The organism is Citrobacter sp. C6_1 (assembly GCF_014596835.2).
GTDB classification, from domain to species: domain Bacteria; phylum Pseudomonadota; class Gammaproteobacteria; order Enterobacterales; family Enterobacteriaceae; genus Citrobacter; species Citrobacter pasteurii.
In genome coordinates this window covers 2,306,616-2,319,937 of sequence record NZ_CP115031.1, presented here as the reverse complement: position 1 = coordinate 2,319,937, position 13,322 = coordinate 2,306,616, and the positions used below count along the sequence as shown (strand labels likewise).

Genomic DNA, 13,322 nt, shown 5'->3' with positions numbered 1-13,322 from the left:
CGCACTACTGACAAAATCTGGAACCACTGAACTGGACTTCATATGAATGCTCATATTTCTAAAGACCCTTTGCATGGCGTAACGCTTGAAATGCAGGTCAATGCACTGGTTGATCGTTACGGCTGGGCTGAGCTGGCGCAACGCATTAATATCAACTGTTTTAAAAATGAACCGAGCGTTAAATCCAGTCTGAAGTTTCTGCGCCGTACTCCGTGGGCGCGGGCAGAAGTTGAAGCGCTGTACCTTGATTCTCTGGATGACCTGGCCTCAAATAACACCACTGAACAGGCCATTGATCCCTGGGCTAACAGCCGCAACAAGAAGAAATAAGAGCCAAATCTGATGTCTGCATCCGGTTTTATTTCAGGAAATTATAAGAAAAAACTGGCGGATTTACTCGCCCGTTCCCGCGCCAGGTTGCCGCTAACCAACATGAAATGGTTCGCGCTGCTGGTAGGTAGTATGTTGCTGCTGGGCAGTTGTTCTTCACAGCCGCCGGGATCTAAGGTCACCCCACAGCCTCCGGTAAACAAACCACAGCAGAGCAAAGAGCCAGTGCGCGGTATCTGGTTGGCAACGGTTTCGCGTCTGGACTGGCCGCCGATTTCATCTGTCAACATCAGTTCGCCTGCCGTTCGCATCAGCCAACAGCAAAAAGCGCTGACTGACAAGCTGGACAATCTGAAACGTCTTGGTATCAACACCGTTTTTTTCCAGGTGAAGCCTGATGCCACCGCGCTATGGCAGTCTAAAATCTTGCCGTGGTCTGATACTTTGACGGGAACGATTGGTCAGCATCCGGGGTACGATCCGCTCCAGTTTATGCTTGATGAAGCGCATAAACGCGGCATGAAAGTTCATGCATGGTTTAACCCCTACCGCGTATCCGTGAACACCAAACCTTCGACAATCACCGAATTAAACAACACGCTGTCACAGACGCCTTCCAGCGTTTATGTTCTGCATCGGGACTGGATCCGCACTTCGGGCGAGCGTTTTGTATTAGACCCCGGTATTCCTGAAGTGCGCGACTGGATAACCAGCATCGTGGCTGAAGTGGTTGAGAATTACCCGGTTGACGGCGTGCAGTTTGATGATTACTTCTATACCGAGTCTCCCGGGTCTGCGCTCAACGACAGCCAGACTTTCAGACGATACGGCCAGGGATTCGCTTCCAAAGCAGACTGGCGGCGTGATAACACGCAACGCCTGATCGTCCAGGTTTCACAAACCATCAAGAAACTCAAGCCTGAAGTCGAATTTGGCGTCAGCCCTGCGGGCGTATGGCGCAACCGTTCGCACGATCCGGCGGGGTCCGACACGCGCGGCGCGGCAGCGTATGATGAATCGTACGCCGATACCCGTCGCTGGGTGCAACTGGGTCTGCTGGACTACATCGCCCCGCAGCTGTACTGGCCCTTCGCCCGCGATGCGGCGCGGTACGATGTGCTGGCAAAATGGTGGGCAGATGTCGTGAAATCAACCAACACCCGCCTGTATATTGGGGTGGCGCTGTACAAAGTTGGCGAGCCGTCGCGAAAAGAACCAGACTGGACGGTTAAAGGCGGCGTACCGGAGTTGAAGAAACAGCTCGATCTGAACGAGTCTGAACCGCACATTAACGGCACTATTCTGTTTCGCGAAGATTACCTTAATCAACCGCAAACGCAGGAAGCAGTAACTTATATTCGCAACCGTTGGGGACGTTAATGGTTGCCCTCTGGTCAGTTTAACGAGGAAATGTAGCGGGGAAATTTTTCCCCGCTCAGGCAGACGTCTTCAGTCCGTGTAGCGACTGTCTCTGCATCACCGGGACATTAACCTGCGGACATTATCATTAATCTGTTTCTGTATCGTATTCAGCGTAGTTTGTGTTATCTGATCGGCGTATTTATCTTTGGCTGTAACGCTTAGCGCTGTTGCATGGTGGCAGATCTTGTCGATTATGGCGTTTACATGCTCAGCTGATAGCTCAGCTTCCTGTACGCCAAGCTGCTGCAGGTGCTTTCTTTCGATATCCAGCGCTTCTCCCAGCACGTCCATTTGGTGATACCCGCCGGGCCCTTCGCACCAGGTCACGTCGTAAGCCGGAGCCAAAGTCCAGTTTCCTGCGGCTGACATTAAATAGGCAAAGTTTTTGGGATGGTCATCGCGGTTGTTAAATGCCACGTTGAAAACCACGCGTTCGAACGCTTTCGCTTTTTCTCTGACATCATTGGTACAAATCTGCGTGGCGCGCAGAAAATCCCGGTAATCTAAAGCACCGGGTATCTGGTAATTTGCACCGGTAAATGCCGCCAGGCTCTGCATAGGAATACGGACCGACTGGTCACGGTCGAAACGGCGGGTAGCAAATGCCGCCTGCCCGTCAGGCAGATTAAAATACGTTGTATCGGGCGTGGTAATCCCACATTGCCGCAAACACTCAGCATACACCGCTTCGATGGCACATACCTCAGCATGCTCATGTCTGGCAGGGAATTTAATCAACCAGCTTTCGCTCCCCGGGAGGGGCGCAGTGGTGAACTTTGACGTGACACTGTCACGATAAAGTAACGCTTTTGGCCTGGCCCCTTGCGGTGAGCCGCCCATCTGGAGCAGTTTTTGCAAGAATTCCCCGCCTTCGCCGCTCAGGACTTCCTGAACCTCAGATGCCAGTTGTTCGAGAGGAACATCCTCTTTTGAAAGCGTCTCAACATCTGACTGAACAGGCCGGAACGTCATAGCGCCCATTGCGTTATTACCGACCCAGGTTAACCTCTCCAGAGGACCTATGCGCGCTGCGTTGAGTCCACGGCGTTTAAATAATCGATCCATCAACAGCATACCCCAACCATCAGGTAGCGAATCGTACACGGGTCCAGGTAATCCCAACTGATGAGCCGGGAAATCCCTGCGTAAACGAGGACCGTTCAGCGGTAACGTTAGCCGGGACAGCTCCAGCCCTTTACGTATAGCGTCTTCACTGTATTCAAAGGCGATCAACGGGCGTCCGGTCAGGGCCGTGGAAGACACCAGTTTTCCCCACAACCATTGTTCACCCCAGCCTTCATAAAAGACATCGACTTGTTCAGGCATCAGGATTTTTCCTTTTCACCCGCTGACGTACCGCGCTCTTCTCGTAACGCAAAATATCATCCAGACTGTCGATCCTGGGTTTGAATAAGCCCTCCAGCGCGTCACCATAGCCTAACACCATCGCGACTTTGACCAGATTCTCAAATCCTACATTTTTACCTGCTTCCAGATTCGAAACGGTATTTACACCGACACCTGAACGCGCGGCAACATCTGCCTGCGTCATTTGCTGCGCGAGCCGTTCCTTACGCAATCTGTCGCAAAGTAGTTTGACGATATCGGCTGCTGTATTGAGCGTTAAATCCATAATATTGGCTCTTATTGGGATAAACACGACCTTACACCCAATATTATAGAGTTAAGTGGGGAATGATTCAAAGTGTTGTAAGACACAATAAAGAGGAGTTAAATCGATAAATCACGGTTAAGCCACATTATACTGGAGTTATCCGGGTGCAATGTTTGCACCCGGACATCGTGTCGTTATCAGGCCACTGAAGGTTCAGGCAATCTGAATGACGAGACCAGCAACGCCAACTGCTCCGCCTCTTCTTTCAGCACCTGGGTTCGCGTGGCGGCATCATCAATCAACGATGCGTTTTGTTGCACGGTGCTGTCCATTTCGGTAACGGCGAGCGTGACTTCGGAAACACCCTTACGCTGCTCCTCACCCGCGACACGGATTTCCCCCATCAGTTGGCTAACCTGACGCACGTTGTTGACCAGTTCTTCCAGGCGCTCACCTGCATTGTGGATTTGCTGACTGCTGCTGCCAACATGTGAAACGGACTCATCGATCAACGCTTTGATTTCCTGGGCTGCAGTGGCACTGCGCTGTGCCAGGGTACGAACTTCAGATGCGACAACCGCAAATCCTCTGCCTGCATCCCCCGCTCTGGCGGCTTCAACGGCGGCGTTCAACGCCAGAATATTGGTCTGGAATGCAATGCTGTCGATGACGGCTACAATTTCCACCATTCTACCGGACGAGGCACTGACGTTATCCATTGTCGAAATCACCCCCTGCATCACGTCGCCACAGCGATTCGCCGTTTGCGCAGTGTTGTCGGAAAGTTCATCTGCCAGTTGCGTGTTGCTCGCATTTTGATGCACGGTCGCATTTAACTGTTCCATCGCCGCCGAGCTTTCTTCCAGCGCGGCCGCCTGCTGAGTTACCCGTGAAGAAAGCTCCATGTTACTGTCGGCCAGGCTGACGGCGTTATTGGCTACCACCACGCTACTGCTTCTGACGGTGATCAGAATGGCGGAAATTTTATCGACGAACAGGTTAAACGCTTCGGCGATGGCTGAAATCTCATCTTTGCCACGAACATCCAGACGACGGGTAAGATCACCCTCTCCCTGCGCGATGTCATCAAGAGCCTGACGAGTATCATCGAGACGTGAAATTAGTCGACGAACCACCAGCCATGACCCTACCAGCAACACGGTCATAATCGGGATCAGCACTTCCAGCACATCCTGCATCATGACTTTAGCGAGGCCAACGATGCGCGTTTCCGGTGTCACCAGCCCTACGACCCAGCCAGTATCAGCCATCGGAAACAACATAACGCGTGACGGGGCATTCAGTACGTTGTCGCTTTCCAGCGTAATGGTTTTCACGCCATCAGTCGCGCGCAGCGATTTCAGCCCTGCTTCTACCGGGGCCAGCCAGTGTGCGCTTTGCGCCAGATCGCTAAAGGTTTTGTATTTTGTCTGATCGGCCTGGGGGAAATAGAGGATCTGCCCCTGTTTATCAACCACAAATGCGTAGCCACCGGTGCTGTTGCCCTGCTGCTGCATAAAGGTCGCAACGTTATCCAGACGAATGTCGGTGGTAGCTACACCGGCAAACTTGCCGGCTAATTGATACGGAATACTGCACGTCACCATGTTCACGCCGGAACTGGCATCCTGATAAACATCAGACCACAGGCAACTGTTCTGTGAGTGACCTTTAGCATGCTGATACCAACTTTCATTGTGATAACCGGCAGATCCTTCGGCATTATAATCATTCGAAAAATCAAGCTTGCCCTCAGCATTGCGCGCCCAGAAAAAGCTACGTTTCTCTACTCCCGCGGTGAACGCGTTTGGCTCCGGCCAGATCCCGCCGCCGGTAATAATTGAGTGGCTGTCTTCGCCAATCAGGTGTGGAACCACGCTTTGATACAAAGACTCATCATTAGGTAGTACTTCGGCCAGTCGTGACAGACTGACGGTTTCGCCCTCGATACGAGAGAGCACAGTACTCAGTTGACGGGTTAAACCTTGCCCTGTTTCTTCTATCAGGGCGGTATTGATTTCAACGACGCGCGGCTGACCACGCCAGAGCATAATTGCAACAATAACAAGGGTTGTCACCGCAAGCAGCAGGATGCCGCCAATGGTTAACCGCGTTGAAATACGAGTAGGATACCAGGCCATACAAACTCCTTCTGCAAAAGGCTAACTTTTACCCAGTATCGGCACAGGAGTTTATATCTTTATAACGTTTTCTTAAGTATTACAAAATAAATAAGTGACGTTGTCACAAATAGCAAAACCCAGCACTCTGACTGGGTTTTAATACATAGTTAATCTTATTTAGATAATTCTTTTTTGATTTCTTCTTTTATTTTACTTAATTCACTTTGCGGATGTTTTTTGCAAAGTTCAACGGTCAGAGGCACAGCCGTAGTGATGGTTTCGTTATAGTCAACGAAATCGCCGCCTTTGAAGTCTTCGTCTTCATTCAGCACCCAGAAAGCAACCGGAGCCATAGTTTGCGGGTTCAAATCAATAAACTCCTGGCAGCTCATGCCTTTCGGAGTGACTTCAGTTTTAGCGTTATCAGTTGCTGCATTGACGCTTACACTGGTTAACAGCGCTGCGACCAGGATGCCTGCTGTAGAAAGGGAGAATTTATTCATTGTAGTACTCCATTTATAATCCAGATAATATCTACACTTGCGCTTTAAACCGTTAATGTAGTTCGCAAAAAATAATACTCCCACCGTCAGAAGAATAAATCTTACGGCCATCGATATGGCTGAAATTTATATTTCACATTACTGATTCTGATGTCTGATAAGAAATGTTGCACACAATGTGATCGTTACGACGAAATCAGCAGATTCATCCCTCACTTACCCTACCTTTGCACCAAAACTGAACTACGCTGCACAAATGTTGATCATTGGTTAATGAAAATTGATATTTTTTAACAAAGAACCCCGACGCAGCGCTGTCGCTGACCTGGCACGCGTCCTGCATTGTTAATCCGGTAACAGTGACGCGGTATCTGACAAACAACTAACAGCGAGATGGTAATGACATCAAAACCTGAGTTATTTGCCCGCATAGAACAGACCTTTAGCCAGCTAACGCCCAGCGAAAAGCGCGTTGCCGGTTGGTTGTTAGCGCACGCTGCACAGATCCCTTTTGAAACGGCAGACGGCATCGCGAAAGCAGCAGGAACCAGTGGCATTACCGTCGGGTGTTACCTGCGTAAACTCGGGTTTCGTAACCTGGAAGATGCGAAAGCCAGCCTGCGTGAAATACCCGCTATTCCCTATCAGCCATGGGGAATGAACGAGCGCCTGGACTCCTGGCACCAGCAGCAAAATCTACCTGACCGCGTACAACAGTCGCTGTTGCTGGAGATTGACGCTATCACCCACGTCTACCAACTGGCGCAAAGCGAGACATTTTTACGTATTGCGCAGCAATTGGCGCAGGCAGAAGCCGTTTATATCCTTGGCATCCAGTCCACCCGCGGGATCGCCAACGCCTTTTTTAGCCATCTGGAATATCTGCGCCCGAAAGTGAGTTACTCCGAAGGGCTTTCCGGTAGCTGGGTTGAGTCGCTGAACTCGGGATTTAATCAACCTTATGTCGTGATCACCGATACGCGCGCTTACTCGGCGACATCCCGACTATATTGCCGCGTTGCCAGTGAGCGCGGCATTCCTCTCGCGTTAATTACGGATGTATGGTGCCCCTGGGCCAGAGACTATTCCATTGATTTACTTCAGGTGAAAACGGACACCGGGCACTTCTGGGATTCGCTTGCTCCGGTGAGTTGCCTGTTCAATTTATTACTCTCCGCGGTGGTGGCGCAACTGGGCGACTCCCTCGCGGGACGCCTGCAAACAAATCGCCAGTTACAACAACAATTTGGTCAATTCGAACAATAAACAGGAAACGTGCTATGTCAGATACCCCAGAACTGGTCGATTTGTCGGTGATATTCCCGTCACTGCATATCGATCTGAAATACGCTACAGCCGATAACATTACCGGTGCGCCTATCTACAAGGAAGCGCGCTGCCTGCTGCATTCCGAGGCCGTCACTGCGCTGGCCAAAAGCATCAGCATCGCGCAGCTGGCGGGTTTGTCATTGGTGGTGTATGACGCGTACCGCCCACAGCAGGCGCAGGCGATACTGTGGAATGCCTGTCCGGATCCGCAGTATGTGGTGGATGTGGCGATCGGCTCGAATCACAGCCGGGGTACGGCCATTGACGTCACGCTGATGGACGCTCGCGGTGATGTTCTCGATATGGGAGCCGGTTTTGATGAAATGCATGACCGGTCCCATGCCTGGCACCCTTCAGTACCTCCGGCTGCGCAGCGTAATCGGCTGCTGCTCAATGCCATCATGTTCGGCGGCGGTTTTGTCGGCATCAACAGCGAGTGGTGGCATTTCGAACTGCCGAATGCCGCGCGTTACCCGCTGCTTGACGATCAAATGGCTTGTTACACTGTCACGTCCATAACAACACAACATCCCCTTTAATTCTGGAGCCTGGTTATGAAGACTACACCTGCGTTAACCTCTTTTTTTCGCCCCGCTCTGTTAGCTGTTGCGCTGGCGGTCGCTTTGCCTGCCGCGCAGGCCGCCGTCCCTAAAGATATGCTGGTTATCGGTAAAGCCGCCGATCCACAAACGCTCGACCCCGCTGTAACAATCGATAACAACGACTGGACGGTGACCTATCCCTCATATCAGCGTTTGGTTCAGTACAAAACAGAGGGCGGCAAAGGTTCCACAGAAGTTGAAGGTGATTTGGCCAGCGGCTGGAAAGCGTCTGATGACCAAAAAGAATGGATCTTTACCCTGAAAAGCGACGCAAAATTCGCCGACGGCACGCCAGTGACCGCTGATGCGGTAAAACAATCTTTTGAGCGCCTGCTCAAGATCGGTCAAGGGCCGGCTGAGGCATTTCCGAAAGATTTGAAGGTTGAGGCTATCGATAACAATACGGTGAAGTTCACCCTCAGCCAGCCGTTTGCGCCGTTCCTGTATACGCTGGCAAATGACGGTGCCTCAATTATCAACCCGGCGATCTTAAAAGAGCATGCCGCTGATGATGCCCGTGGATTTCTGGCACAAAATACGGCCGGGTCTGGTCCCTTCATGTTGAAGAGCTGGCAAAAAGGACAACAACTGGTACTGGTACCCAACCCACATTATTCCGGCCCTAAACCCACATTTAAACGCGTATCGGTCAAGATCATCGGAGAAAGCGCTTCCCGTCGTTTGCAACTGTCCCGTGGCGATATTGATATCGCCGATGCACTCCCTGTTGACCAGCTTGCTGCTCTCAAACAGGAAGGTAAAGTCAACGTGGCGGATTATCCCTCGTTGCGCGTGACTTATCTGTATCTGAATAACAGTAAAGCCCCGCTCAATCAGGTGGATTTGCGCCGCGCCATCTCGTGGGCCACCGATTATAAAGGCATGGTAAATGGGATCCTCAGCGGTAACGGCAAACAGATGCGTGGTCCTATTCCTGAAGGGATGTGGGGTTTTGATGACAAGGCCATGCAGTACAGCTTTGATGAAGCGAAAGCAAAAGAAGCATTAGGTAACGTTGCCAACAAACCCGAAACCCTGAGCTTCCTGTATTCCGATAATGATCCTAACTGGGAGCCAATTGCACTCTCCACTCAGGCCAGCCTCGGCAAGTTAGGCATTAAGGTGAAACTGGAAAAACTGGCGAATGCCACCATGCGCGATCGCGTCGGTAAAGGTGACTATGACATTGCCATCGGTAACTGGAGCCCGGACTTTGCTGACCCGTACATGTTCATGAACTACTGGTTCGAGTCGGATAAGAAAGGCTTGCCGGGTAACCGTTCATTCTATGAAAACAGTGAGGTCGATAAGTTGCTGCGTAGCGCGCTGGCCACCACCGACCAGGTCGCCAGAACCAATGATTACCAGCAGGCGCAAACCATCGTCATTGATGAAGCGGCTTACGTCTATTTATTCCAGAAAAACTATCAGTTGGCGATGAATAAAGACGTCAAAGGTTTTGTCTTCAACCCCATGCTGGAACAGGTCTTTAATATCGCCACCATGAGTAAATAAACCACATTAATGCGGAGCCGATTTGGCTCCGCAAGGGGAAGCCAATGACCTTCTGGAGCATTTTACGCCAGCGATGCTGGGGACTTATCCTGGTGGTTGCCGGTGTCTGTGTAATCACTTTTATTATTTCACACCTGATCCCGGGCGACCCCGCACGGCTGCTGGCCGGCGATCGCGCCAGTGATGAAATTGTCGAAAATATTCGCCAACAGCTGGGACTGAATCAGCCGCTGTATATTCAGTTTTTCCGTTACGTCAGCGATATTTTTCAGGGTGATTTAGGCACATCCATTCGCACAGGCCGTCCGGTGCTGGATGAACTGCGCGTATTCTTCCCTGCCACTCTTGAATTGGCCTTCTGCTCTCTGCTGCTGGCGCTGATCATCGGTATCCCGCTGGGTATTTTGTCTGCTGTCTGGCGCAACCGTTGGCTCGACCACCTCGTCCGCCTGATGGCGATCACCGGTATTTCGACCCCGGCATTCTGGTTGGGCCTCGGTGTTATCGTGTTGTTTTATGGCCATTTGCAGATTTTACCCGGCGGCGGACGGCTCGATGACTGGCTCGATCCTCCCACGCACGTCACCGGTTTCTATCTGGTTGATGCGCTGCTGGAAGGCAACGCCGAGGTCTTTTTCAATGCACTGCAGCACCTGATCCTGCCGTCGCTGACGCTGGCCTTTGTACACCTGGGCATTGTCGCCCGACAGATTCGCTCCGCCATGCTGGAACAACTGAGCGAAGATTATATCCGCACCGCGCGTGCCAGTGGTTTACCGGGTTGGTACATCATTTTGTGCTATGCGCTGCCGAATGCGTTGATTCCGTCAATAACCGTGCTGGGTCTGGCCCTGGGCGATCTGCTCTATGGTGCGGTACTGACCGAAACGGTCTTTGCCTGGCCAGGCATGGGCGCCTGGGTTGTGACCTCCATTCAGGCGCTCGATTTCCCGGCAGTCATGGGATTTGCCGTGGTGGTCTCCTTCGCCTATGTGCTGGTTAACCTGGTGGTGGATTTGCTCTATCTGTGGGTAGATCCTCGAATTGGACGTGGAGGTGCACAGTGATGCTCACACAAGAAACGCCAGCGGCCCCGCAGAGCGCCCGCCGTCGCACGGACTGGGCCAAACTGTTCTGGATGATGAAAAGCAGCCCGCTGACGGTGATTGGCGGCGCGATTATTGTACTGATGCTACTGTTAATGGTGCTCTCTCCGTGGATCACCCCTTACGATCCTAACGCCATCGATCTGACTGCACGCCTGTTGCCACCGTCGGCCATCCACTGGTTTGGCACCGATGAAGTGGGTCGTGATCTGTTCAGCCGCGTCCTGGTCGGAAGTCAGCAGTCAATTGTTGCCGGTCTGGTGGTGGTGGGTATCGCTGGCGGGCTGGGCTCGCTGTTGGGATGCCTGTCTGGCGTGATGGGTGGACGTGCCGATGCGATCATCATGCGTATGATGGATGTTATGCTGTCCATTCCTTCGCTGGTACTGACAATGGCGCTGGCCGCCGCATTAGGGCCAAGCCTGTTCAACGCCATGCTGGCGATTGCGATTGTGCGTATTCCTTTCTATGTACGCCTCGCGCGCGGTCAAACGTTGGTCGTTCGTCAGTTTACTTATGTACAGGCCGCGCGAACCTATGGTGCATCACGCTGGCATCTGATCAGCTGGCATATTTTACGCAATTCACTTCCCCCGCTGATTGTGCAGGCATCACTGGATATTGGCAGTGCGATCCTGATGGCCGCCACGCTCGGATTTATTGGCCTCGGCGCCCAACAACCCAGCGCTGAATGGGGCGCAATGGTGGCGATTGGTAGAAACTACGTGCTTGACCAGTGGTGGTATTGCGCATTTCCTGGTGCCGCCATTCTGATTACCGCCGTGGGCTTTAATCTCTTTGGTGATGGTATTCGCGATCTGCTGGATCCGAAAGCCGGAGGAAAACAGTCATGACACAACCTGTCCTGGAGATCGAGAATTTACATCTGAGCTTCCCCGGTTATAAAGCGGATGTGCATGCGCTGAATCATGTGTCGCTGCATATCAACCGGGGTGAAATTGTCGGCGTGGTTGGTGAGTCTGGCTCAGGGAAATCCGTCACAGCCATGCTCGCCATGCGTCTGTTACCCGAAGGAAGCTATCGTATCCATCAGGGGCGCGTTACGCTGTTGGGTGAAGATGTTTTAACTGCCAGCGAAAAACAAATGCGCCAGTGGCGAGGCCAGCGCGTGGCGATGATTTTCCAGGAGCCGATGACGGCGTTGAATCCAACACGTCGAATCGGCCAACAAATGGTGGAGGTCATTCGTCATCATCAGGCATTGAGCCGCACAGATGCCCGGCAGAAAGCCATCGCGTTACTGGAAGAAATGCAAATCCCGGATGCCCCGGAAGTGATGTCCCGCTTCCCGTTTGAGCTTTCTGGTGGTATGCGTCAGCGCGTGATGATTGCGCTCGCGTTTTCCTGCGAGCCAGACCTGATCATTGCCGATGAACCCACCACCGCGCTGGATGTCACGGTACAGCTTCAGGTATTGCGGCTACTGAAGCTTAAAGCGCGGGCCAGCGGTACCGCCGTGTTGTTTATCAGCCATGATATGGCCGTCGTCTCGCAATTGTGTGATCGGTTATACGTTATGTATGCCGGGAGCGTGATTGAAAGCGGCCCCACGCAAACCGTTATTCAGCATCCCACGCATCCCTACTCTATTGGCCTCCTGAAATGTGCGCCTGAGCACGGTGAACCGCGTGCTTTGCTCCCCGCGATTCCGGGTACCGTACCGAATTTAACCTGTTTACCTGTCGGATGCGCATTCCGCGATCGCTGCTTTGCCGCGGGGCCTCGCTGTGAACAAACACCTGATTTATGCAGCCAGGGCGGTGCGGATCAGCAATCCGCCTGCTGGTACCCACAACTGGAGACGACACATGTCTGATATTTTACTGGATCTGCAGGATGTTCATATCAACTTCCCCGCGCGGAAAAACTGGCTCGGCAAAGTAACAGAGCGGGTGCATGCACTCAATGGTCTGGATTTACAAATCCGCCAGGGAGAAACGCTGGGGATTGTTGGCGAATCCGGCTGTGGTAAAAGTACGCTGGCACAACTGCTGATGGGGATGCTTAAGCCAAGCCAGGGGCACTATTCCTGCGGTGGTGGCAAACAACACAACGGTATGCAAATGGTCTTTCAGGACCCGCTTTCATCCCTGGACCCGCGCTTGCCGGTATGGCGAATAATCACTGAACCGGTATGGATCCAAAAGCGTAGCCCTGAACGCGAACGCCGCACCCTGGCCGAGGATTTGGCTCGACAGGTAGGGATTCGTCCGGAATACCTCGATCGCCTGCCGCATGCCTTTTCCGGCGGACAGCGTCAGCGTATTGCCATCGCCCGCGCGCTGTCATCGGAGCCGGATGTGATCGTCCTTGATGAGCCGACGTCGGCACTGGATATTTCAGTACAGGCGCAAATCCTCAATCTGCTGGTTGCATTGCAGGCACGCCGGAATCTGACTTTTGTGCTGATATCGCATAACGTATCGGTCGTACGGCATATGAGCGACCGTGTGGCGGTGATGTATCTTGGGCAAATTGTCGAGCTGGGCGATGCGCAGCAGGTTCTCTCGCATCCGGCGCATCCTTACACCCGTCTGTTGCTGGATTCGGTGCCTACAACGGGTACGCCGCTGGCTGAGGATTTGGTCCTGCGTAAAACCGAACTCCCCGGCAACAGGACGCTACCACAAGGGTGTTTTTTCCGCGACAGATGCCCGCTGGCAACCCACGGATGTGAAAAAAAACAGACATTACTGAAAAATGAAGCCGGACGTGAAGTTCGCTGTTGGCGCGCCATTGATGTCTGTTGACTGCGC

Annotated in this window: 13 protein-coding genes; 9 read left to right on the top strand and 4 right to left on the bottom strand. The window is 52.5% G+C overall.

Features of this window, described 5'->3' with window-relative positions; all coding sequences use genetic code 11:
• The first annotated feature begins 42 nt into the window (after positions 1–42).
• Both IB196_RS11290 and IB196_RS11285 read left to right on the top strand, forming a co-directional pair.
• The gene (locus tag IB196_RS11290) at positions 43–330 is read left to right on the top strand and encodes a VF530 family protein (protein ID WP_188231621.1); all 288 of its coding nucleotides are present in this window, start codon (positions 43–45) and stop codon (positions 328–330) included.
• A 12-nt stretch (positions 331–342) separates the two neighbouring features.
• The gene (locus tag IB196_RS11285) at positions 343–1,710 is read left to right on the top strand and encodes a glycoside hydrolase family 10 protein (protein ID WP_149692294.1); all 1,368 of its coding nucleotides are present in this window, start codon (positions 343–345) and stop codon (positions 1,708–1,710) included.
• A 96-nt stretch (positions 1,711–1,806) separates the two neighbouring features.
• On the opposite strand, the gene IB196_RS11280 is transcribed toward IB196_RS11285, so the two are convergent.
• The 4 genes from IB196_RS11280 to hdeB all read right to left on the bottom strand — a co-directional run bounded on the left by IB196_RS11280 (position 1,807) and on the right by hdeB (position 5,993).
• Positions 1,807–3,078 (bottom strand): type II toxin-antitoxin system HipA family toxin, encoded by a 1,272-nt coding sequence (locus IB196_RS11280; protein ID WP_188231622.1) that lies wholly within the window; start codon positions 3,076–3,078, stop codon positions 1,807–1,809.
• Positions 3,071–3,385: a helix-turn-helix transcriptional regulator gene (locus IB196_RS11275; RefSeq protein WP_005122664.1), complete on the bottom strand. Its 315-nt coding sequence runs from the start codon at positions 3,383–3,385 to the stop codon at positions 3,071–3,073. Before IB196_RS11275 ends, IB196_RS11280 begins: the two co-directional genes overlap by 8 nt.
• A 179-nt stretch (positions 3,386–3,564) precedes the next feature.
• Positions 3,565–5,508, bottom strand: a complete 1,944-nt coding sequence (locus IB196_RS11270; RefSeq protein ID WP_188231623.1) for a methyl-accepting chemotaxis protein — start codon at positions 5,506–5,508, stop codon at positions 3,565–3,567.
• A 155-nt stretch (positions 5,509–5,663) separates the two neighbouring features.
• Entirely contained in the window at positions 5,664–5,993 is a 330-nt protein-coding gene (gene hdeB, locus IB196_RS11265; protein ID WP_005122660.1) for an acid-activated periplasmic chaperone HdeB, read from the bottom strand.
• Positions 5,994–6,392: 399 nt separating this feature from the next.
• Between hdeB and IB196_RS11260 the strand changes: the two genes are divergently transcribed.
• Genes IB196_RS11260 through IB196_RS11230 form a run of 7 tightly spaced genes read left to right on the top strand, consistent with a single transcriptional unit; the run spans position 6,393 to position 13,316 of the window.
• Positions 6,393–7,259: a MurR/RpiR family transcriptional regulator gene (locus IB196_RS11260; protein WP_188231624.1), complete on the top strand. Its 867-nt coding sequence runs from the start codon at positions 6,393–6,395 to the stop codon at positions 7,257–7,259.
• Between the two features lie 14 nt (positions 7,260–7,273).
• Positions 7,274–7,861 carry a D-alanyl-D-alanine dipeptidase gene (gene ddpX / locus IB196_RS11255; protein ID WP_005122656.1) on the top strand — a complete coding sequence of 196 codons (588 nt, stop codon included), beginning with the start codon at positions 7,274–7,276 and terminating at the stop codon, positions 7,859–7,861.
• Between the two features lie 15 nt (positions 7,862–7,876).
• A complete protein-coding gene (locus IB196_RS11250) occupies positions 7,877–9,439 on the top strand; it encodes an ABC transporter substrate-binding protein (protein WP_188231625.1) in 1,563 nt (520 codons plus the stop codon).
• Positions 9,440–9,483: 44 nt separating this feature from the next.
• Positions 9,484–10,506 (top strand): ABC transporter permease, encoded by a 1,023-nt coding sequence (locus IB196_RS11245; RefSeq protein ID WP_005122653.1) that lies wholly within the window; start codon positions 9,484–9,486, stop codon positions 10,504–10,506.
• Complete coding sequence (gene ddpC, locus IB196_RS11240) at positions 10,503–11,399, top strand: D,D-dipeptide ABC transporter permease (RefSeq protein ID WP_040231054.1); 897 nt, start codon at positions 10,503–10,505, stop codon at positions 11,397–11,399. Before IB196_RS11245 ends, ddpC begins: the two co-directional genes overlap by 4 nt.
• Entirely contained in the window at positions 11,396–12,382 is a 987-nt protein-coding gene (locus tag IB196_RS11235; RefSeq protein WP_040231052.1) for an ABC transporter ATP-binding protein, read from the top strand. Before ddpC ends, IB196_RS11235 begins: the two co-directional genes overlap by 4 nt.
• Entirely contained in the window at positions 12,375–13,316 is a 942-nt protein-coding gene (locus tag IB196_RS11230; protein ID WP_040231051.1) for an ABC transporter ATP-binding protein, read from the top strand. The genes IB196_RS11235 and IB196_RS11230 overlap by 8 nt, the downstream gene beginning before the upstream one ends.
• Positions 13,317–13,322 lie beyond the last annotated feature (6 nt).

Excerpts from the sequence above, each read along its gene's own strand:
- IB196_RS11290 (WP_188231621.1), top strand. The coding sequence starts at position 43 with ATGAATGCTCATATTTCTAAAGACCCTTTGCATGGCGTAACGCTTGAA.
- IB196_RS11285 (WP_149692294.1), top strand. The coding sequence starts at position 343 with ATGTCTGCATCCGGTTTTATTTCAGGAAATTATAAGAAAAAACTGGCG.
- IB196_RS11280 (WP_188231622.1), bottom strand. The coding sequence starts at position 3,078 with ATGCCTGAACAAGTCGATGTCTTTTATGAAGGCTGGGGTGAACAATGG.
- IB196_RS11275 (WP_005122664.1), bottom strand. The coding sequence starts at position 3,385 with ATGGATTTAACGCTCAATACAGCAGCCGATATCGTCAAACTACTTTGC.
- IB196_RS11270 (WP_188231623.1), bottom strand. The coding sequence starts at position 5,508 with ATGGCCTGGTATCCTACTCGTATTTCAACGCGGTTAACCATTGGCGGC.
- hdeB (WP_005122660.1), bottom strand. The coding sequence starts at position 5,993 with ATGAATAAATTCTCCCTTTCTACAGCAGGCATCCTGGTCGCAGCGCTG.
- IB196_RS11260 (WP_188231624.1), top strand. The coding sequence starts at position 6,393 with ATGACATCAAAACCTGAGTTATTTGCCCGCATAGAACAGACCTTTAGC.
- ddpX (WP_005122656.1), top strand. The coding sequence starts at position 7,274 with ATGTCAGATACCCCAGAACTGGTCGATTTGTCGGTGATATTCCCGTCA.
- IB196_RS11250 (WP_188231625.1), top strand. The coding sequence starts at position 7,877 with ATGAAGACTACACCTGCGTTAACCTCTTTTTTTCGCCCCGCTCTGTTA.
- IB196_RS11245 (WP_005122653.1), top strand. The coding sequence starts at position 9,484 with ATGACCTTCTGGAGCATTTTACGCCAGCGATGCTGGGGACTTATCCTG.
- IB196_RS11235 (WP_040231052.1), top strand. The coding sequence starts at position 11,396 with ATGACACAACCTGTCCTGGAGATCGAGAATTTACATCTGAGCTTCCCC.
- IB196_RS11230 (WP_040231051.1), top strand. The coding sequence starts at position 12,375 with ATGTCTGATATTTTACTGGATCTGCAGGATGTTCATATCAACTTCCCC.